This window comes from Microbulbifer discodermiae (assembly GCF_040742695.1).
Lineage (GTDB): Bacteria > Pseudomonadota > Gammaproteobacteria > Pseudomonadales > Cellvibrionaceae > Microbulbifer.
The window spans coordinates 1-21,071 of record NZ_JBFLAB010000024.1 but is presented as its reverse complement, the minus strand read 5'-3'; the positions used below and the strand labels follow the sequence as shown (position 1 = coordinate 21,071).

At 50.7% G+C, this 21,071-nt stretch carries 14 protein-coding genes; 2 read left to right on the top strand and 12 right to left on the bottom strand.

Annotated features, from left to right (window positions below):
• Positions 1 to 86: 86 nt before the first annotated feature.
• Together AB1S50_RS10440 and AB1S50_RS10435 are read right to left on the bottom strand one after the other, a co-directional pair.
• Entirely contained in the window at positions 87 to 2,870 is a 2,784-nt protein-coding gene (locus AB1S50_RS10440) for a TonB-dependent receptor (protein ID WP_367150582.1), read from the bottom strand.
• Positions 2,871 to 4,070: 1,200 nt separating this feature from the next.
• Positions 4,071 to 6,389 carry a hypothetical protein gene (locus AB1S50_RS10435; protein WP_367150581.1) on the bottom strand — a complete coding sequence of 773 codons (2,319 nt, stop codon included), beginning with the start codon at positions 6,387 to 6,389 and terminating at the stop codon, positions 4,071 to 4,073.
• A gap of 172 nt (positions 6,390 to 6,561) precedes the next feature.
• Here AB1S50_RS10435 and AB1S50_RS10430 point away from each other — a divergent pair, with 172 nt between their 5' ends.
• Positions 6,562 to 6,813, top strand: coding sequence for a hypothetical protein (locus tag AB1S50_RS10430; RefSeq protein ID WP_367150579.1), 252 nt, complete (start codon positions 6,562 to 6,564; stop codon positions 6,811 to 6,813).
• A 292-nt stretch (positions 6,814 to 7,105) separates the two neighbouring features.
• Here the strand turns inward: AB1S50_RS10430 and AB1S50_RS10425 are convergent, their stop codons facing one another.
• The 4 genes from AB1S50_RS10425 to AB1S50_RS10410 all read right to left on the bottom strand — a co-directional run bounded on the left by AB1S50_RS10425 (position 7,106) and on the right by AB1S50_RS10410 (position 11,455).
• Entirely contained in the window at positions 7,106 to 8,020 is a 915-nt protein-coding gene (locus AB1S50_RS10425) for a GntR family transcriptional regulator (RefSeq protein WP_367150578.1), read from the bottom strand.
• Positions 8,021 to 8,548: 528 nt separating this feature from the next.
• Positions 8,549 to 9,193: a LutC/YkgG family protein gene (locus tag AB1S50_RS10420; RefSeq protein ID WP_367150577.1), complete on the bottom strand. Its 645-nt coding sequence runs from the start codon at positions 9,191 to 9,193 to the stop codon at positions 8,549 to 8,551.
• Positions 9,180 to 10,661, bottom strand: a complete 1,482-nt coding sequence (locus AB1S50_RS10415) for a LutB/LldF family L-lactate oxidation iron-sulfur protein (RefSeq protein WP_367150576.1) — start codon at positions 10,659 to 10,661, stop codon at positions 9,180 to 9,182. The genes AB1S50_RS10420 and AB1S50_RS10415 overlap by 14 nt, the downstream gene beginning before the upstream one ends.
• Complete coding sequence (locus AB1S50_RS10410) at positions 10,658 to 11,455, bottom strand: (Fe-S)-binding protein (protein WP_367150575.1); 798 nt, start codon at positions 11,453 to 11,455, stop codon at positions 10,658 to 10,660. The genes AB1S50_RS10415 and AB1S50_RS10410 overlap by 4 nt, the downstream gene beginning before the upstream one ends.
• Before the next feature lie 128 nt (positions 11,456 to 11,583).
• Here AB1S50_RS10410 and AB1S50_RS10405 point away from each other — a divergent pair, with 128 nt between their 5' ends.
• The gene (locus AB1S50_RS10405) at positions 11,584 to 12,489 is read left to right on the top strand and encodes a LysR family transcriptional regulator (RefSeq protein ID WP_367150574.1); all 906 of its coding nucleotides are present in this window, start codon (positions 11,584 to 11,586) and stop codon (positions 12,487 to 12,489) included.
• A 280-nt stretch (positions 12,490 to 12,769) separates the two neighbouring features.
• Here AB1S50_RS10405 and AB1S50_RS10400 read toward each other — a convergent pair whose 3' ends face one another.
• The 6 genes from AB1S50_RS10400 to AB1S50_RS10375 form a co-directional block, all read right to left on the bottom strand.
• Positions 12,770 to 14,458 carry a family 16 glycosylhydrolase gene (locus AB1S50_RS10400; RefSeq protein WP_367150573.1) on the bottom strand — a complete coding sequence of 563 codons (1,689 nt, stop codon included), beginning with the start codon at positions 14,456 to 14,458 and terminating at the stop codon, positions 12,770 to 12,772.
• A gap of 306 nt (positions 14,459 to 14,764) precedes the next feature.
• Positions 14,765 to 15,748, bottom strand: a complete 984-nt coding sequence (locus AB1S50_RS10395) for a vWA domain-containing protein (protein WP_367150572.1) — start codon at positions 15,746 to 15,748, stop codon at positions 14,765 to 14,767.
• Between the two features lie 119 nt (positions 15,749 to 15,867).
• Positions 15,868 to 17,271 carry a M12 family metallo-peptidase gene (locus AB1S50_RS10390; protein WP_367150571.1) on the bottom strand — a complete coding sequence of 468 codons (1,404 nt, stop codon included), beginning with the start codon at positions 17,269 to 17,271 and terminating at the stop codon, positions 15,868 to 15,870.
• 1,133 nt (positions 17,272 to 18,404) lie between these two features.
• Positions 18,405 to 19,403 carry a lipoyl synthase gene (gene lipA, locus AB1S50_RS10385; protein ID WP_367150570.1) on the bottom strand — a complete coding sequence of 333 codons (999 nt, stop codon included), beginning with the start codon at positions 19,401 to 19,403 and terminating at the stop codon, positions 18,405 to 18,407.
• 3 nt (positions 19,404 to 19,406) lie between these two features.
• Positions 19,407 to 20,108, bottom strand: a complete 702-nt coding sequence (lipB, locus tag AB1S50_RS10380; RefSeq protein WP_367150569.1) for a lipoyl(octanoyl) transferase LipB — start codon at positions 20,106 to 20,108, stop codon at positions 19,407 to 19,409.
• Positions 20,108 to 20,389: an HP0495 family protein gene (locus tag AB1S50_RS10375; RefSeq protein WP_367150568.1), complete on the bottom strand. Its 282-nt coding sequence runs from the start codon at positions 20,387 to 20,389 to the stop codon at positions 20,108 to 20,110. The genes lipB and AB1S50_RS10375 overlap by 1 nt, the downstream gene beginning before the upstream one ends.
• Positions 20,390 to 21,071 lie beyond the last annotated feature (682 nt).

Here is a 21,071-nt window from a genome sequence, read left to right as displayed (position 1 = left end):
ACTCTTAAGAGAAATCAATTCTAACTTAGCTTTAATATGTTCCGATAAGGGGCAATTACTTACCCCTTTCGAGTAGTTACTGGTTGCTAAAATTTGACACGAGCTCCCATTGTTATTCTACGACCAACATCCTCTACCCCACGATTTACCCCCAGACTATTGACCTGTACAAGAACTTCGTTGGTAAGGTTCAGCGCTTCGAAAATGACGCTGACATTTTCACTGACTTCTATGCTGGATGAGAAATCAAGTTGTTTATACTCCTCAGTAAAGGAGCCATCCCCAAAATAATTGGTTCCACTGTTTACGAATTCGTCACGATAGTTGTAGGCCAACCGGGCACCAAATATATCATTCTCGTAGTACCCAACCAGGTTGTAGTTGATTTCCGACAGCCCATCCAAAGGCAGTAGCGGACCGCCTTCCGCAGTTTGCACGTCATCCGCATCCACAACAGTAAAATTAGCTATCAACCCGAATCCATCGGCGATAAAGTCCAGTGGTTGTTGATAATTAATCTCGAGGCCATACAAATCTGATCCCCTGCCGTTGTCCGGCAAGAATCTGGTAAAGGATGCGGTTTGGGGGTTTGCGCCCCCCAAGTCGGTATAGGTGACTTGCTCCTGCTTTGTCGCGCTGACTACAAAGGAATCAATGAATTTTGCAAAGGGAGCAACAGAAATCATTCCCCCATCGGCAAAGTACCATTCCAGGGACAAATCTAATTGATCCGCCAGGAAGGGATCGACGTTGGGGTTACTTGAAGAAATTGTTCTAACGTTGACATTGATGGAAGTTGCAGGAGACAGGACTGAGAGTGATGGTCGCGACATAACCCGAGCCGCGCCAAAGCGCACCAATACATCATCCGTGATGTTATAGCGTAAATTAAAACTGGGCAGCACTTCGGTATAAGAGCGACTCGTGGAACTGGGACTGGTATCAACAAATGTAGCCGCACCACCCTGATCAAAGCGCACTGTGCTGAAGTCAGCAATATTGCCTCTGGACTCCTGATCTGTAGAGGCAATACGCACGCCAAAATTACCCGAAAGGCGTCCGTCCAGCCCCTCAAAGTTTAACTTAGCGTAACCCGCAAGTACTTCCTCCTCAACATTAATTTCATCTGAACCACCTTCAGTAATAGTACCGTTTTCCACCAAGGTAGATAGAGGCACGATATTCAAAAGTGTATCAACGTCAGCAGAAAGCCAGGTTTGAGGAAATGCTGTAGAACCACTAACGCCATCCAGAAAATCATCAGGCGCATAAACAGTCAGATAATTACTGGCATCAAAGCTTCCGCCTTCGACATTCGGATCATATGCCTCACCCAACAGCCCAGCCAGAGTTTCTGCATCAACGCCCAGAAGACGGTAACCATTGAATTTTTTACGCGCGCTATATTTAACACCAAATTCCAGCTTATTGAACGACAGTGCATCAAACAACTGCAAGTCGATATCCCGGTCAAGATCCAATCTAACATCCAGGTTCTCATCTTCCGTCGGCTGATCCAGGTTACCATTGAAGCCAAGGGACCTGAAATTGGCTCTATTCATAGGATCGAAGCCATCAGCATATTCAACCTGAGGAATTCCGCCCGGATTATTCCTAATATCATACGAAGCGCGCGCACGCCCAATCACTTCATGGGAAAGGGAAGTTATGGAGTTCTCTGACTTACCGTAGGCTATTTCACCTTCTGCCACCCAATCACCCAAGAAATATTTGGCTCCCAAGGAGAATGCCGTCAATTTGTCATTACTATTGGTAGTTCTGGCATTGTTACGGTTATCCACTCCGTCTATTGCAAGAAAATCAATCAAGCCATCGGAGCCCAGCGGATCAGGAGCGATATTACTGTCAGTTACGCTACCGAGTACATTGGTCCAGCGAAACGAATTCAGTGGTAATGCGCCAACGATATCAAATTCTGAATAAAGTGATTCGAACCAGATATCCAAATCATCTGTCGGCTGCCACTGCAAAGTGGCCAATAACGTTGTTCTCTCCCGATCTTCCTGCAACTGCGAAAAATTGGATGCGTGATTAAACCGGAAACTGTCATCTGAATCACCATCAAGATTGTAATCCAATGTTGGGGTTGGCGCGCGTGCACCCTCCGACCCCGGCTCCAGACCAAACGCCTCGAATATATGGGACTCAACCGAACGCTTATCATAATGAGCGCCTAAGGTAATACCGAATTCGCCATCGGCGAATACATCAGAATACAGCGCAGATATATCTCCGGTTGTTTCACCAGAGTTATCTTCTCGAACTGCTTTCACGCTAGTTACCACAGATCGCTCACCGATATCCAGTGGGCGCGGAGTTTTCACGTTTACTGTTGCCGACAGGGCGCCTTCTTCCATATCTGCCGAAGGGGTTTTGTAAACTTCCAGGGCACTAACAAAGTCGGAAGGCAGAATAGTAAAATCAAAACTCCGCCCACCTGTTGCCGATGGCAGTGTCCGACCGTTAAACTGGACCCGGGTAAAATCAGGGCTGAGCCCCCGTACACTCACATCCTGGCCTTCGCCTCGATTTCTGGAAATCTGGACTCCACTTATCCGCTGCAAGGATTCCGCCAGATTTTGGTCGGGAAACTTGCCAATGTCCTCAGCAGATATCACATCAGCAACAACATCCAGGTCCCGCTTGATTTCGGATGCACTTTCCAGACTGCCTCTAATACCTACTACTTGAACTTCCTCAATAGTTGTATCCGCTCCGTTCTGGGCAAGCACAGGTTGAGTCAAAGGTACAATTGTAGCTGCCAAAGCAAGAGTTCTAACCGATTGAGCTACAGCTACAGACATTCTATTTCTTGGGAAAAACTCATCACTGCCATTATATTTTTTCATCTCTACTCCGGTCCTGTTTAAGGTAGAACAGCCTTCTTCAGGCAAAGCATCCACTGTTGCCAGTGATTACAAGCCAACCTATCTATTAAATTCGTTCTTCCTTGAGGTCACAGTGCCTGTTCCCGCTTGGGTGGATTCACATCAGCCTGTTTTTTATTAATAGATGACAGCAAGGATGCATGACCCCTCTGATGTTGTCAACCTTGTATGGGACCTTCTCAATCCAGTCGGTGACCCTTGAGTTATTACCCCAATCTGGTCATTTTTCAGCCAATATCTTCTTAGAGGATTAACTGAAAAGAGAAAAAGTCATTTAAAACTATAAAGACACGAGACGGGATTGAACACAGAGTGGTCTAGCCTGCAGTCGCCCCTGGCCCGGTCGGCCGGGAAGCTCCGGATCAACCATCACAGCCTGTAGGCGTCGCCCAATCAGGGCCCTAAGCTGGGTCCTCGATGAGCCCGGGAAATTGACCTTTTAATGACAAGGTTGGTGGTCCACTGTTGCAGTAAAGGGGCCGGCGCGGGGCAGATCAGTTCCCGTTGACAATGGCTAGAGTGAGTCCCAGCCAATACCGTCGCAGTATCTGTGCGCTGCCGAAAGTCGCTCTGGTGCTCTTGAGGGCGGGCAAAGCCAGTAACAACAAAACGGTATACTCAGGACCTGGACCCGGTTGCAAGGGAGAAGAACCCTGTAGATGGGGCATGACCGAAAGCATGGAAAAGGTTTCAGGCGGTTTTTCCGGCAAAATCTAAGACCGAAAATTGCTCGGCATGACAGCTGTGCTGACGAGCTCCACAGCCATGCCACCGCTTCGTTCAAACCCTATCAAAGGAATGTTTATTTTCTATAATATTCAATCTATCACTGAACTTTTTTCAACTCTCAAATATTTGTACAAATTTACCTTTGGCGAGTCGGCAGTCACTTTATATATATAAATATTGCCTACCCCAGCCCATGGAAACAAATTCGGCCGGACGCTCAGCGGTACCGGCCTACGGGCGTGGCGTACTTGCCGTTCATCCGCTATGTGACACCGAATCAACGTCACAGTGGCGAAGAGACATCAGCGCTACAGCGGCGGCCGGCTGTGTACGAGGAGGCCCGGCAGCCCACACCAGAGCGCTGGGCACGCGAAACCCGGAATTGGAACCAGGTTGGCGAAATATGGCTCAACCCGCCAAAGGAAAATCAAGCTACTGCGGAGTGCAAATCCATGGCCGCTTGATCAGTGAACGCGGCAACTTCGTTGACATACATCGGGGTGTAGTCACCACAAGTTTGTCGAACTGCATATAGGAGCCATTGAGCTTGACCAGTTTGATAGTATGTCTGCCAGCCGCCAGGCCACCAGTTTCATATACCTTCTGCTGCGAGTTAGCACTAGATCCTGTTTCAGAGGCATAAGCGCTAAATATGCCCTGACTGACGTCATCGATAAAAACTTCGATATCGCCGCCCGCGTTATACACCGGCATATAGACACTTATACGGGTGCCGGTAAAAACGTATTGAAAATAATCACCGTTCTGCTGGGTATAGTGAACGTCGTCCTGGTAATCGCCAACACCCCGATTGCTGCTGAGGCTCCAGTTCCCATTGTATCCAATATCCGGATCGGTATTATTCAATACTTTGAAATTACCAATTACTTCGAGCTTGTCCAGTTGCATATAGGGCCCGTTAAGCTTAACCAGCTTAATTGTATGAGGACCTGCCGATAAATCGGATTTTTCATATACTTTCATTTGCGAATTGCTATTGGATCCCACTTCCGGCGCATAGACATTAACTGTGCCCTGGCTAACGCCGTCTATAAACACTTCAATATCACCTCCCGCATTATATACCGGCATATAGACTCTGATACCGCTACCAGTAAAACTATACTCAAAATAGTCGCCATTTTGCCGGGTATATTGAACATCGTCCTGATAATCGCCAACGCCTCGGTTACTACTTAGGCGCCAGTTACCATTGTAGGTAATTTCTGGCTCGGAGTTATTAATCGCAATGCAGTTGTCGACACAGGCGTTGTCTAAAGCAGTTTTCATTCCAACAAGTACATCAACCGATGCCTGGGACATTGTGCCATCTTCGTACATCATTAAATTAAACGATGTCGGTACTTTTCGGCTGGAGTCGCTCTGAACTTTAGCTGTTGCAGAGGCCACCGTGTAATTGGGTGATCCTATCGATTGGTTAGCCGAACGAATTCCCCAATCATTTTCCATTCTCCACATACAGTGGCCATACAAACCCGAATCTCCTGTCGATGTGTATAGCCCACTACCACCTACGGGAGCCCCTGAAAATTTACAATGCTCACCAAAAGATACATCTTCAAAGTCGGTATAGTGTGCGACGATCCAGGGGTTATAAGAAATCAGCCGGTCCGGATTCCCCGCTTTAGCGGCGGCACCTAATGACTCGAAGGGTGCGGGGTAATACACCAGTCCGTCATCAAAAAACCAGCCATCAAGCAGGTTACCATAGCGATTACCAATTGCCGAAATAACTGTTTTCCAGTTATTAAAAAAGGTGGTTCGATCACCGGTTCCTGTAGCTCTAAATTCCGAAGGCCAGTTTTGTAACTGCCACCAGTCCGTGGAATTATAGCCGAGATGACTGTCTTGCCCTGTGTGGTAGTACAGATAAAAATCAATCCCCTCCGCGTCCAATGCTGTCGCTATATCATTAATAAGATCGCGACCGGAAGTTCGATTAGAATGCCCTAATAAACTATCCACAGCTAATATAGGTGCATTGAATTCATAGGTCCACCAGGTGGCGGACCAAATAACATATTCCGCACCCATATTTTTTACCTGCTGAACAAAGGCAGGAACATTGAAATCTGCCGCCTGATCATCAATACTTTTAGCCGAACCGGATTGTGGATATCCCCAGGCTCCATACTGAAACATCAGGCCATATCTGGCATTGCTTAGTTTGCTCGTATCGGATTTAAATGCAGTTACCCGATTCAAGTAATCCTGCATATCTGCCTGAGCAATCAGTTCCAGTGACTTGATGTGGATGTCACCGTTGTTGGAAGTACGGGTAAAACGCAGAGTGTTGGTACCCGCCGGTATGTATATAGTGCCGCTATCATGTCGTTGCCAACCAGCGGAAGTCAGCGTATAGGAAAGACTATTGGAAGTTCCCAAAATTTCAAGCTTGAAGGATTCACCCGCTGATGCCGATACAAGCGTTGTCACATGGAAGTTTTCACCATTGCCTGTTTGTATCGTCCAATCCAGGTATTCGGTATTATCGACTGACTGAAGCCACGCATGCTTCGGCTGTCCATAGAATTGAACACTTGTGGTATCCGGCCTCGCGGCAGCCGCTGCCATCAAGTAAGTAACGTTATCTGTAGTTTTTAACTGGTCTATGACAATGGGATTGGTCCCGGCTTGGGGGATTTCTACCCCACTCACATTGCTTGAACAAAATATGGCGATTAGTACAAATAATTGCTTTGCCGCCTTACTAAAACAGCTGATTTTCATTTTATTTTCCTCTTTTTGTTAATTTCGCTCTATCTTTATGCGTAGTATTGCCTCCCAAAAGGCCATTGCGGGAAGCCAGTATTGGTTGCGATATCAATCCATCTCCAACCGCCGGCTCCAACCGCCGGCTCCAACCTGATAGTTACTCCACTCAGCAGCCTTGAGGTGGCCGGTGGCTTCCATTGAATTTCATTTCGTGCTGTTGTCTTTATCTCTACAAGCTGCTCACTTCGCTTACCGTTGCGGTGTTGGGCGGTATGGTTATATGCCCGGCATCTCCGGTGAAACCTTTACCGCAACACGCCACTCTTTGGCGGGCGGCCAGCCGCAGACAGCAAAGCATGCGCCAACAGAACCCGCACAGGCAGGGCGCTGGTATGCCACCCCAACCAGCCTGCTTTATTCTCTTGCAGAATATTATTAATAAAAATACAATCCGAACTTACCCAAGTTTTGCCACCATGTCAATGACACTTTGTCGACAAACAAAGAAGGCAAATTTGCTCCGGACCTTAAGATGAGAAGTGGCATGCACTGCGCAATACCCTACTCAGGGCCGCAGCTCATGGGGCCTTGCACGAGGTAGACTCGACGAAATATGGGGTTGGGAAGCTGCCGAATAGCAGTGGAAAATTAAAAACGCCAGGGGACCGGCCCCTAAAAGGAACTGCCAAATGAGAGGCTGTTAGCGCTGCAGAATTGGGTTAAATACGGGCTTAGGCGGCCCGGCGATTGACGTTGGTCGAACACTCCAATAGGGTGCGTTCGGCCGAATCCAGATGCACTTCCAGCGCCTTGACCGCTGCAGCCACGTCATGAGCCAGAATCGCAATCAACAAATCGATATGCTCATTCAGCGCCACCCATAAGCGCTCTTTTTCACCCGTCTTTTCCCACTGGTAGTGGTAGTGGCACACGAAGGAGACCACCTCAAAGAACTGATTGATAAAACGGTTATTGGCACCCGTCTGGATTGCCAAATGCAACCTTGCATCCAGGTCCGGCACTTCCCTAAAACGCCTGTCAAAATCCTTCTTCACCGCCTGGTGGGCATCCAGCACTTCGCGCAGTTCTTGCCAGGTTGGGTGGTCATCATCCTGCTCCAGGAGCTTCACCAGGGCCCGCATTTCCAATACCTTGCGAAACTCTATCAACTCTTCGGCAAACTGATCATCAAATTTCACCATTTGCCACTGGGAGCGGGGCTTTTTTTCAATCAAGCCGAAACGGGAGAACTTGACCAAAAACTCTCTGACGGTCACCGTATTGCAACCGGACTGTTTCGCCAGTTCCAGCTCTGAAAAGCGGTCTCCGGGCAACAGCTGCCCACCGTTAATCAAAGATAGAAAATAACGCTGAATCACTTCCTCCTTGGAGGAGGGCGCACTACTGATATCGTAGTAATCAGATTTCTTCGGCTTGCGCAGCACACGCTTGCCGGCGCTATCACGCCTGATCAGGCCTTTTTTTTCCAGGTTCTCAATGACAGTACGAATCGTGGTACGGCTGACGTCCAGCTCCGATGCAAGCGCCAAGTCACTGGGCAGGTAAGGGTGGGATGATTTGGCAATTTTTTGCATCTGATCCAGCAGGATATTGCTGGTTTTTTGCACCAAATAGCTTTTTTTCACACTTAAGCCCTTATTGAGGGGTCAATCAGTCCATAGCTGCCATATTAACACAGCCGGCTACTCGGATGTACTTTACAAAAACATAGACACCCGCTACCACGGCTTTCCATTGGCACACTAGGAACTTAACCGGGTACATCCTGCTGCCGGAACATGGATGTTCCGGCAATATCAGCGACGCCTAAGTCGTTGATTTTTGGAGAACAGTGAAAATCACATTTTTCGCTTTTTTTGTTTTGAAACAGGCAGGATGCCTTTTTTTAACAACCTATTAGGGAACTTCTGATTAATTCGTTCCTGCCTCAGGGGAACCTGCGGCACCGCTTAGCAGGGCGCTACGCGAAGGTCAGGCAGGTTGTTCTTGACGAGCGGAGCGCCGTCCAAGTGGCGCCACGGGTCCGCCTTGCAGGGAGCCTGTAGCTGTTGATTGACTAACTAGTTCACACAACCCCAGAAGGTGCATTACCCAATTGAGCAGGTAGTGACGGAACTGCAGTTGTCAGGCCCCAGATTGTGTGTACTCGCTGGTTATTCTACCAGTAGCACCACCAGTTCCCGGGGGCCATGGGCACCATAAGCCAGTGTCTGCTGAATGTCCGCGGTTTTGGATGGTCCTGAAATAAGCACTACGTTGGAGGGCAGTTGCCCGCTCCAGCACTGGCTTTTGATTAAATCGCCAAAATCATTGTAAATCGCGTTTTGCTCCACCACCACGATATGCAGGGGCGGCACCAGCGATAGGCTCCGCGGCTCTGCGGCATCCGGCCATAATACAATGGAACCTGTGGAGGCTATGCCGCAGTGGGAACCGGTGATGGCAGCGGGGACCGAGTTGAACAGCGCCTCTTTGTGACCGTCGATAGTAGAGTAAAAAGTACTAAACGCGATCTCGTCCTCAAGTTCCTCAAGGCTTTCCAGCCAATGCCCTGCACCCATCAGTTGGCCTACACCGCGTTGTTGCAACTGGTTTTTGACAACTCTGGCAATGTCATCGCGTTTGATGGGTACCACATGGGCACGGTTTTCACGAAGCAGTCTTATAAATCTGTCCACATTTTGTGCACGATCCAACTTTTGCGGAACTGCCGCGGGTTCGGCAGAAAAGGGGACTTTACCTGCATCCCCCAGGTGTTTTTTTAACCTGGCAAGAATAGTGGCCTTAGCGCTTCTCATCCCACTCTCCTCTTTTTTCGCGCTGTTTAACTAATTCACGCAGTGGACGTGGCGCCGGCCTGGGCAGGGTTCTGTAGCGGGTCCAGGCCCCCGCCTTTTTCGGCATCAACCAGCGGCCGCGGCTCGCCAGCCACAGGACAGCGCGGTAAATGGCGGGAGATGTATTCAGCCGACGCCACAGGCTCCAGATCCCCGCTTCCAGTGATTTTCGACTACTACCCTGGCCTTTGACTACTGCGGATTCCGCTTTGGGCTTAACCGATTCCTTGCGCAAGCGCAGCAGGATTTTCGGGATGGGTATCTTCACAGGGCAAACTTCACCACAAGCACCACACAGGGATGATGCCGTCGGCAGGTCTCTGGTGGCATCCAGCCCCAACATATGGGGTGAAATAATTTTACCGATGGGCCCCGGATACACTGTGCCATAGGCGTGGCCACCGATACGGGTATACACCGGGCAGTGATTCATACAGGCCCCGCAGCGAATGCATTGCAGGGTTTGGCGCAATTCCTCATCGGCGAAGGCCTGACTGCGGCCATTGTCCAGCAACACCAGATGCACTTCCTTAGGGCCGTCTTTTTCACCCCTTCGGCGCGGGTGAGTGATCATATTGAAATAGGTGGAAATGATCTGCCCGGTGGCGCTGCGGGTCAAAAGGCTGAGTAGCGGTGGCACATCCTCCAGGAACTCCACCACCTTCTCGATGCCTGTAATGGCGATATGCATGTCCGGGACAGTGGTTACCATACGCCCGTTGCCCTCATTTTCCACCAGACAGAGGGTGCCTGTTTCCGCCACCGCGAAGTTTACCCCGGTCACCCCCACATCGGCGTGACAGAACTTGGTACGCAGTGTCTCTCGGCCCGTTTGGATCAGGGTATCCACGTCGGTGCTGTAATCAAAGCCGGGAACCTGTTTCGTAAACAGTTCGGCCACCTGGCGTTTATTTTGATGAATCGCCGGCATGATGATATGGGACGGATGTTCACCGGCCATCTGAACAATAAACTCGCCCATATCGGTTTCCAGGCATTGGATACCCTTGCCCAGCAGGTGGTCATTGAGGGCGGTCTCTTCCGATACCATGGATTTGCCCTTCACCACCTGTTTGCCGTTCCTGCCCTGTATTAGCGCCGCAATGATATCGTTGGCTTCCGCAGCGGTTTCCGCCCAGTGCACCCTAATACCATTCTGCTCCAGTTTGCTTTCCAATTGCTCCAATAACTCCGGCAACTTCCGCAAGCAGCGCTGTTTGATCAACTGGCACTTGCGGCGCAGGGTTTCCAGTTCATCTTCAGAGGAAAACGCCTGTCGTCGCTTGTCCACCAGGTGGTCCATAGCCATGCGAAAGTTGTTTCGCAATTCTGGATTCGCCAGATCCCGGACAACATTGTGGCGAAACCGGCTGGCACTGAGAGCATGTTTACTGCCGTCGGTGGCGATGGTGTCGGCTTTCACGCTCATAGCTTGTCTCCCCGGGTGCGACGCAGCAGGTAGCTGGCGATATGCTCGCCCCGAAGTACGCTTTTTTTGTACTCCAGTGCACCATTGATATTCATCATGCACCCCCAGTCGGCACTGACATAACGCACCGCATCCGTTGCTAACAAGTGCTTGACCTTGTCCTGCACCATCGCGCCAGAAATATCCCCGTGTTTGACCGCAAAGGTGCCCCCAAATCCGCAACACTCGCTGGCATAAGCGTGCTCTACCATGTCTACATGGCCTAGTTGATCCAATAGGGCTTTAGCGGTGATATGCACATCCATCTCGCGGCGGGCTGCACAGGAAGTATGCAGGGCGACTTTCTCTGGTACCCCCCGATCCTCCAGTTTCACCTCAAGCACACAATTCAGGAACTCAGTAAATTCAAAAATACGCTCACAAAAAGCCTCGACTTCCAGATCAGTTTCATCCTTTAACAGGTCCAGATAATGGTGCCGCAACATGCCGCCGCAGGAACCAGAGATCACCACTATGGGAATATCCAGCGGAAACTGTTCGATCTGCTGCCTGGCCACCGCCCTGGCCTCTTCCTGGTAGCCGGAGTTATACGCCGGTTGCCCGCAACATGTCTGTCCACTGGGAAAGAGCACCTCCAGCCCCTGGTGCTCCAAAAACGCTATTGCATCCAGGCCGGATTGGGGGAATAAGGTATCCGCCAGGCAGGTGCCATACAGGTACACTCGGTCCGGTTTGGGCGGATAGACGCGCCTGGGGGTATGGCGCTTGGCAGCGGGTAATGGGAGGGCAGACATTCCGGGTATCCTTCACAGGCCAGGACTCACGGGAGCTAAAATAGCGCATTGTCTATTGATAATAAATTAGCAACAGATAAACTTACTATTTCCAAAAGCGATGTAATCGAGCGGTGCTCGGAGGTTTCATGGCTGGTGCCACTGAACTTGCCTTATTTGCCCTGGTGGTGGAGACCCACTCCTTTAAAGAGGCCGGCCTCCAGGCGGGGCTGAGTACCGCGGTGGTCAGTAAACGGATCAGTAAACTGGAGCGGGAACTCGGTGCCCAATTGCTTTATCGCACCACTCGCCGCCTGAGCCTCACCGAAGAGGGCCGAACCCTTTACCAGCATTGCAAAGGTATCAATCAGCAGGTGCAGGATGCGCTTGGCGCCGTAAGCCAATTGTCGGACAGCCTGGGCGGTACCATTCGTATGTCGGTACCTACCATATCCGGCGAACTGTTACTGGCGAAGGTGGTGGCTGAGTTTTGCCAGCAACACCCCTATCTGAATGTGGATATGCAGCTCGACAATTCACTAGTGGACCTGGTCCAGGAAGGGGTCGACCTTGCGATTCGCACCGCGGTCATGGACGATTCCAGCCTGGTGGCCAAAAAACTGATTCAATCCCATTGGGTAGTCTGCTGCGCCCCGGGATATATCCGGCAATTTGGTCAGCCACAAACCCCGGCGGAACTGCTTGAACACAATTGTCTGGCCTACACCTATCAGGCCCAGGGGGCTCATGACTGGCGGTTTACACACCGGGGGCAATCCCTGTCGATAAAAGTGGCTGGCAACTTTTCCACCAACAACGCCCAGGGCTTACGCAAGGCGGCCCTGGCTGGCTGCGGAATTGTCTATGTCCCGCGTTGCAGTGTGCATGAGGATATCCAGCGCGGGGACCTCACGCCCCTGCTGCACGATTATCAGCCCCGCTCCCTGGGGGTCTATGCGGTGTACCCCTTCACCCGCTACCAGCCGAAGAAGGTAGGATTGTTAATTGAGCATATTCGCACTGCCTACCAGGAGCTGTCTGCTTACTTTGAATAGAGATCCAGCCTCATAAACCCGAGCAGTACAGTCCTGGCTCAGGGCAAACCTGACACCGGGGGCCTCCTAGCAGGTTGTTGAAAAAGGCATCCTGCCTGTTTCAAAACACGAAAAGCGAAAAATGTGATTTTCACTTTTCTCCCAAAATCAACGACTTAGGCGTCGTTGATTTTGCCGGAACATCCATATTCCGGTACCAGGCGTCGAAATTCTTCGAATTTCAACAGCCTGCTAGAGCGGAAAGAGCACGCTCCCCGGCGGTCACTCACTGTCTATGCCTTCAGTTATTTCGATCCTGAGGGAGTTTTCCCACACCAGTGCTGCTGCCGGGGTTACAGTGCAAACCAGAACAGGCGCGGTCGCTTGCGGTAACTTGCGCCCCGCCGGGGAGCCCAAGGCCGTAAATGGCAAAGTTATCCCAGTAATAGGTATCGCCACTGTAACTGTCGGGAGCAAACAGGATTACCAGGCTGTCCACCGCATTGTCGGCAGTACCGCCGTCAATACGATCATCCAACTCGAATTTCAGCCTTTGCCAGCCGCCCTCCCCGCCAGTGTAAGCCGCGTACTTTGAATGCCGGCCAGTGGGATAGTTGCCGGCAGTGGCGACAGCGCTATCCTCCAGTTGCACCAGTATCTGGGTACCCGGTGCCGCGCTGGTGAGCAGGTCCATGTAGAAAGCCTTGGCGCCCGACAGGAAAGGGGCTGCGTCCTGGATAGCGCTGGTTGCCGCTATGATAACGTCGTACTGTGCAGCGGAAGAGCGGATGTATTGGGCCACGGTTGGGGAGCTGTTGGTTCCATCCGGCTGCGGATTCGCTGCATCCTGCACAAAAGTACCATCAAAAAAGGTGTAGGTCAGTTCGCCACTGGTTTCAAAATCATCCAGTGTGATTTCCGGTATGAGTTTTGGAGCCACATACACGGGCAGGTTGAGGTCACGGCTACCGCAGCTGTCGGTGACATTAACGGACACTGTGCCACTACTTTCCCAGCTGACGACGATGCGATCAGTGCCGCTACCAGAAACCAGAGTCGCACCGGAGGGGATATTCCAGCTAAAATCTGGGTTGTCACCAGTCGCACCGGTGACAGAGTAGGCGGTGGTTTCACCAGCATCGACTATGCGATCGCCGACAAGGCTCGGCTGTCCCCTATCGTAGACGCGCACATAATCCACCAGCATGGTCTGCGGCAGCAGAGCATCATTCACTGTGCCACCGAGAGTACCGCCGACGGCCAGATTCAGTAAAAAGTGATACTGGTGGTCCTCGAAGGTCCAATAGGAAGCATCCCCGATGTCACCCGGGTTGAGCCTGGCGTAAAGCTGGTCGTCCACATACCAGCGCATCTCGTAGGGCTCCCACTCCAACCCATAGATATGAAAATCCGCGGACCAGGGCTCTGGTTGGCTCAATAAGCGGTTGCTGGTAAAGAGGTTGTTCGGATAGGGAGGACCATAGTGGATGGTGCCGGAGACATATTCGTCCGCCTGCCCGGTGGACTCCATAATGTCGATTTCTCCACTAACCGGCCAACCCTGATCCGGGTCCGTGGGCAGCATCCAAAAGGCCGGCCACATGCCCTCACCATCAGGGATTCGGATCCGCGCCTCGAAGCGTCCATTGGTCCACTGGCCGCCATTGGGCAAGCTGGCAGTACGCAGACGCGCGGACGTGTAATTCTGGCCCCCTACACGCTCCTTGTTTGCACTTATGGTCAATAGTCCGTTGGCGACGCTGGCATTCTCCGCGCGGTAGTATTGCAGCTCATTATTCCCCCAGCCACAGATTCCATAGCTGCAGCCGTTACCAATCATCGGCTCCCATTTGGACAGGTCCAGCTCAGTGCCATCGAAATTATCCTCCCAAACCGGCTCTGGATTTTGGCAGGGCTGCGCCCAGACAGCGGTATCAAATAGCATCAAACTGGTAATCAATAAAATCAATTTCCCTGTATTAATCTTCATAACTCCTCCCGACACTACCGGCCTTTTGACACGATCTAGTCCATAGATTGCGCTAATAACCATAACAGAGCCTTCATCAGAGATTCGGGAATTCAAAACCTGGCAAGCTGGAAAGGGATATAAATGCGTTAAAACGGAGTGGTGGTACTGATAATTTCTGGAGTGAAAAGTTTTTCACGCCCTTACCTTCATAGGTATCGCTGATCTGTAAATGGCCAAGAAAGCATACGGAAGGAAAAATACTGAACCGGGAATCAAACCAACTATCACACTGTTTGATTCCCGAATACAGCTATGGGGTTTGTGCTATTTGCTTATGCCACCACAGCCCAATCCTGTGTTTGCAACCACCAGGTTATAGTCGTCTATATCCACCACCAAATCTCCATTCACATCCAATGACGCCGGGGCAGGCGGTACAGTGCTGTCCAGGTAGGGCAACATTTTTATCAGGTCATTTTGGTCGACACAACCGGTACCATCCACATCAAAGCGGGAAGAGGTAGGGAGGCTGGATTGGTCGTCGATCTCCGTCACATAGCCACCTGAGGTGGCTGCCACCATGTCGAAAAAGCCGGAGCCGCTACTGGCCGCCACCAATTGAGTGTGGGAGGAGACAGCTGGCGTGTCACCGGCCAGGTCCATAGATCGACTGGCCACACGACCACCGATGTAATCACCAAAAACACCGAAATAGATAGGCACTTCCGGTGCGCCTGCGCCAGCCGCCTGGTAGGGCGGTGTATCACTGGGGAATAATTGCTGCCAGATCTTCCCCTGCCAGCTGGTGGCGTCCCAGGGCTCTATACCGTCGGCGTCAGAGCCTCCCGAGCAGCTGCCGGAACTGGAGTTCTCCACGCCATCTGTCAGCACCCAAAGCGTCCGGTAGGTAGCTGGAGCTGCTAACTTCAATGTATCAATGGCATCGCAGACAGTGTCCGCCATCGGTGTGGTCCCGGTACAGCTTTGGCCACCCAAACTGTTTATGGCCGATAACGCCGCAGCTTTGGAAACAAAGCCGCCAGTCACATTACTGTAGGTACTGTTTTGGTAAGTCCAAACACTGACCTGGGTACCCGGCAGAAAAATATTTTGCACTTTTTGATCGGCTTCCAGCAGAGCGTCAGCACAGCGGCTACTCACCACACCGTTGCGCATGGTCTGCGTTGTCATGGAGCCGCTGCGATCAATCAAGACGGTGGCGTGAAAGGTTTGTGCCAGGGAAAAAGCACCGATGAAACTGAACAACAGCCCCACCGCGATTGTAGAAATGAGTTTTAAGCGTTTCATTATTATCTCCTTATATTGTATTGAAAACCTATCGGGAAAATTTATATCGAATCGGTTTAAATTCCTGTTTTAGGTTGGATTAATTATTTCGTGAGCCGCATTCCTTCTCGCTGACCTGACTATTGACATCCCAGACCGGAGCTTGCAATCACCAGATTGTAATCATCGATATCCACCATGGAATCGTAATTGACATCCATCGACACGGGTGCGGGCGGTACTGAAGTGTCCAAATATGGCAACATTTCAATCAGGTCACCTTGATCGATGCAACCATCTCCATTTATATCAAAACGATCCGTTGAACTTCTGAAATTAGCCACTTCATCCGCACGTACATTCATCACCATGGCATTAAATTCAAGATCAATAGTCCCCGTAGGCTCATTGTTAATAAATACATTGGGATTAGACCACTGCTGTATACGCGGCCCCCCAGTACCGGATGGGCAACCATATGCCATCACAGTACGCCAGGTATTTGGCGTAACGTTGCAATACCCGTGACCATAGGGAAAAGGCGTTGTACTGGAATCATTAGCGATAATATGCCTGGCACCAAACAAGTGTCCAATTTCATGACCAAAAGTGTAATATCCAGTTGAGCAGGTTTCACTACCCAAAGCCAATGCTTCCGATTCGGTAGCACCTATGGTCCGCGCGATACCACAGAAACTGTAGCCATTACCAGTGAGCACCATCATTATATCGGCCTGGTATAGATCTCTTAAATCATACAATTCCTGTGTTTCCGGATTACCGGCATTTGAAAAATAGCTTCTATCCGTATAAAAACTACCCGAGTCACTATAGCTGGTTTGATAGGCATGAATGATGTTGACACTGGTTTGGACCTCGCTATTGGTATAGGCGGTATTTGTTTCCAGTTCAAGCAAATCCATATAGGCATCAACATCCCCCGCAGCCGTCGCAAACTGTGTCGTATAGGCCACAATAACGGTAAATTCCGCGCCTGAATCAGCAAACGCGGATCCGGCGGAAAACACACTGACAGGACTAGGTTGCTTTAAAAGAGTATTGCTGGAATCTTCATAATAGGATTCATCATGATCAATCAAGACTTCTTTTGGAACTTCTATCAATAAAGTCTCGCCTTTTCCATTTGGCCGCAACTTAAACAACTTTCCCGAATGGTGGAGCGAGCCTACTACTCGACCGTCATTCTCCGCAATATAAAGGGTATCATTATTGTCACTGGATGCAGAGAATGAAAATCTTGTTTCATTTTTCCTTCTGGTATTGTCTACCCGGAAAATAATTTCCTTATTTTTTATTTTAAAAACAAGCCTGGATCCTCTGGACACCGCCCTTAGATCCTTGTTGTATCTTCCTAAATTAATAACTTCCTTATCCTTTCCTTCAGACGCCTGCCTCTTGGTTTCGGTCTCCTCCAGCTGCTTAGCATCCTGCTGAACAAACAGATAATACACCTCTTCGGCATAAGAATTGCTCACCATTGTAAATGCCAATAGCAAGGTTTTTATAAATATTATAGTCTTCATATAGCTCCTCCATTATAATTTAATTGACACAATGTCAATTGCAGCGGCTCGGGCAAACAAACCGGCACCTGCTAGACTTGTTTTGATAGTGATAACTGCCAGCAATTAATACCAGTACAATTAATTATTGGATACCACAGGATGCCTCAAGCATATATGCTATCGAAAGAGCAATATTACTTGATACTGACACCATATTAGCCAGCCACATCTATTTGCTTTTTCTTAAACCAGAAAATAGCGAGCTTATCGTTCCTAATTGAAGCTAAGACAGTCCTACCCATTAAAAATGGCTAAAAAAACAGCCAGCTTGACCTGATACTATTATGCGCCATAGATTTTCATCTACAGCTGGTGATTCAGTTTCTCCCTAGCCGAATGATGAAGTTATTGGGGTGGTTATAAATGCAAAAATTTGGATCACTGACTTTCTCCTTATGATGGTAAATCCCTATTAGATGATGTTGCCACATCTGTGCCCCATCCGGCCTCTATATTGTACCCACGGTTTATGGCGGTGCAACCATTGCCTCAGTCACAATTTATTAAACAATTCCACGCCATTCCAGCGAAAAAAATTTGCCCAATAATTTAATTATCTCTCTTCAGGTTTAAGGAACCTGTGAAAAATGCTCATTTTGACTGCTATGGCATAATTGGAATTTTCTACATAACCGTAGCGGTCAAAACTGATTCGCTCCTTTATTTCCATCATAGGGATGTTTATTGATACCCACCCCTATGGAAAAGAGGAGTATAGGCAGGTGTTTTTACGGGAATTAAAACTTTTAGCTCCAAAGGAGTTCAGACCGACATCAATGCCCATATTGAGAGCTATAACAGCAAGTCCAGACTCGAGATAAATGTCTCATTGAGGGTCGTCTCTCCCACCTGAATCATTTCGGGACACTGATCGGTATCTGGTGGCGGGATTAACGTGGTGAAGGAATGGAAATACGGCGAATAGGCACAAGGGCGGCAATGCAATCAATGAGGGGCCATCTGTTGGATTGCCAGGTTAATTATAGTGACGATCGCCGGGGTGCCGCCGGGTTCCTGGCCTGTCAATTTTCACCCCAGAGACTTTTTGGCAATCCGTCGATATGAATGACTCACCTATGGTTGCAAAATATTTATTTGGAGCTGTAATTCACAATTTTTTCGCCTTGGGCCTGCTTATCGGCGTGGTAGGAAGAGCGCACCAACGGCCCACAGGCGGCGTGTTTAAAACCGATTTGCTCGGCATAACGACGATACTCTTCAAATTCGTCCGGATGCACATAGCGCTGTACCGGCAGGTGCTCTTTGCTCGGTTGCAGATATTGGCCAATGGTAAGCATATCGATATTGTGTCCGCGCATATCTTCCAGAACCTGGAAAATTTCTTCTTTTTCCTCGCCCAACCCCACCATCAGACCGGACTTGGTAAGCACATCCGGGCGACGCTTTTTATATTCCTGCAACAGCTTCAGCGACCATTTGTAATTGGCACCGGGCCGGGACTCCCGGTAGAGACGCGGTACCGTTTCCAGGTTGTGGTTGAACACATCCGGCGCTTCCTTTTCAAGAATCTCCAGCGCAACTTCCATACGCCCGCGAAAATCCGGAGTGAGAATCTCCACCTGCAGGTTCGGTGACAGTTCGCGGGAGCGCTCAATGCAGTCTGCGAAGTGTTGGGCGCCACCGTCGCGCAGATCGTCACGATCCACGGAGGTGATCACCACATAACGCAGGCCCATGGCGGCGATTGCCTGGGCCAGGTTTTCCGGCTCCTCGGGATCCAGGGGGTTTGGCTTGCCATGCCCCACATCACAAAAAGGGCAACGGCGGGTGCAGATTTCCCCCATGATCATAAAGGTGGCGGTACCGCCACTAAAGCACTCCCCCAGGTTGGGGCAGCTGGCCTCTTCGCAGACAGTGGCAAGCTTCTGTGAACGCAGAATACTCTTGATGCGGTCCACTTCTTTAGACACGGGCATCTTTACCCGAATCCAGTCCGGCTTGCGCAGTAACTGGTCACTGGCGATCACCTTGACCGGAATACGTTCAACCTTGTCAGCATCGCGCAGCTTTTCCCCCTGCTGCAAACGGCGGGTGCGCTTCACCGGCACAAGATCGGGTTTATCTGCCATAGCCTAATTCCTGCTGTCGGCGCTCAGTTGCGCAAATACATGATCTTCCAGCGGCTGCCAGCCGGCGGCGGGCAGCTTGATGGTGCGCAGCAATTCGCACACGAAACTTTGTGCCACCTGCTCCCAGGTGGGTGGAGGCTGTATCAGTTCAGCCATCTGCACCATCTGCAAACCCGCGTAACCGCAGGGATTGATACGCAGGAATGGGGTCAGATCCATATCGATATTGATAGCGATGCCGTGAAAGCTGCAGCCGCGGCGCACCCGCAGGCCAATGGAGGCGATTTTGTTGCCGCTGCGGGGCCCTTCGCTCAGATAGACGCCCGGCGCACCGGTACGGGGTGCTGCGACAATGCCGAATGCTCCCAGCATGGCTACGGTGGCGCCTTCCAGCGCCGTCACCAGATCCCGCACGCCGATATTCGCCCGGCGCAGATCCAACAGTGGATATACCACCAGCTGGCCTGGGCCGTGATAGGTCACCTGGCCGCCCCGGTCCACCTGAACCACCGGAATGTCACCGGTATTCAGCAGGTGCTCCGCCCTGCCCGCCTGCCCCTGAGTGAACACCGGCTGGTGCTCTACGCACCAGATTTGATCGGCACTATCCTGGGTGCGGGTATCGGTGTAGTGGGCCATGGCCCGCCACACGGATTCGTAGTCGCGACGGCCGAGGTTGTACACCGGTGTTTCTGCAACCGCCATCAAAGCACCATATGCACAGATGGATGCGCTTTGAGTTCGTCAAACAACGCCTGCAACTGCGGCTCTCCGGTAGCCAGGATACGGAATGTCATAGAGGTGAAGCGGCCGTTGCGGCTGTCCCGCAGCACCATGCGTTCCTCGTCGAAGCCCGGGGCGTGGCGTCGCATGACTTCCAGCACAAATTGATGTGCCTGGTCGTCGGCATCGCGCACAATCTTGACCATATAGTCTTCGCAGGGGAATTCGATCTTTGGTAACTGCTGTTCCGGGTCTTGGCTCATAAGTCTCTCTCGCGGTACCGCTCAATCCGCTCAAATCATAACCATCAGGGCAGTTGGGCGGCGATTATACCGCCGGGGTAGTGGCAAATGTAAGGGTGTCGGCTGCCGCCCGGTGGAACACCCTCAGGCCGCCAGCCGGTAGATATCCGTGACGGCCCCAGACGTCACTTGTGTGACTGAGGGTTGGATGACAATCCACCGGTGGGTCTTGCCCGGAGGTGGCTGAGGAGCAACGACCGCTGGTCAGTCAAGCCTTCCTCCACGGCCTGCTGGCGGCATTCCCAACGCCATACTGTCGCGGGGTCAGCCCGGCCTCCGGGGCCGAATCAATTCCAGACTGACAGGTGGCTGGGGCCTACTAGCAGGTTGTTGAAAAAGGCATCCTGCCTGTTCCAACACACGAAAAGTGAAAAATGTGATTTTCACTTTTCTTCCAAAATCAACGAGTTAGGCGTCGCCGATTTTGCCGGAACATCCATATTCCGGTACCAGGCGTCGAAATTCTTCGAATTTCAACAGCCTGCCAGGGCCTGTTGACACTAAGGAACGTCTGAATAACTCAACAATCGCTACGGCAGTATCAGTATTTTCTGGTGCGGGCCTGAATTTGACCAAAACAACCCTGAGATTGTTTGTTTTTTCACCTGGAATCTACTTCTCAGCAGATTCCAGGTGCACTGGC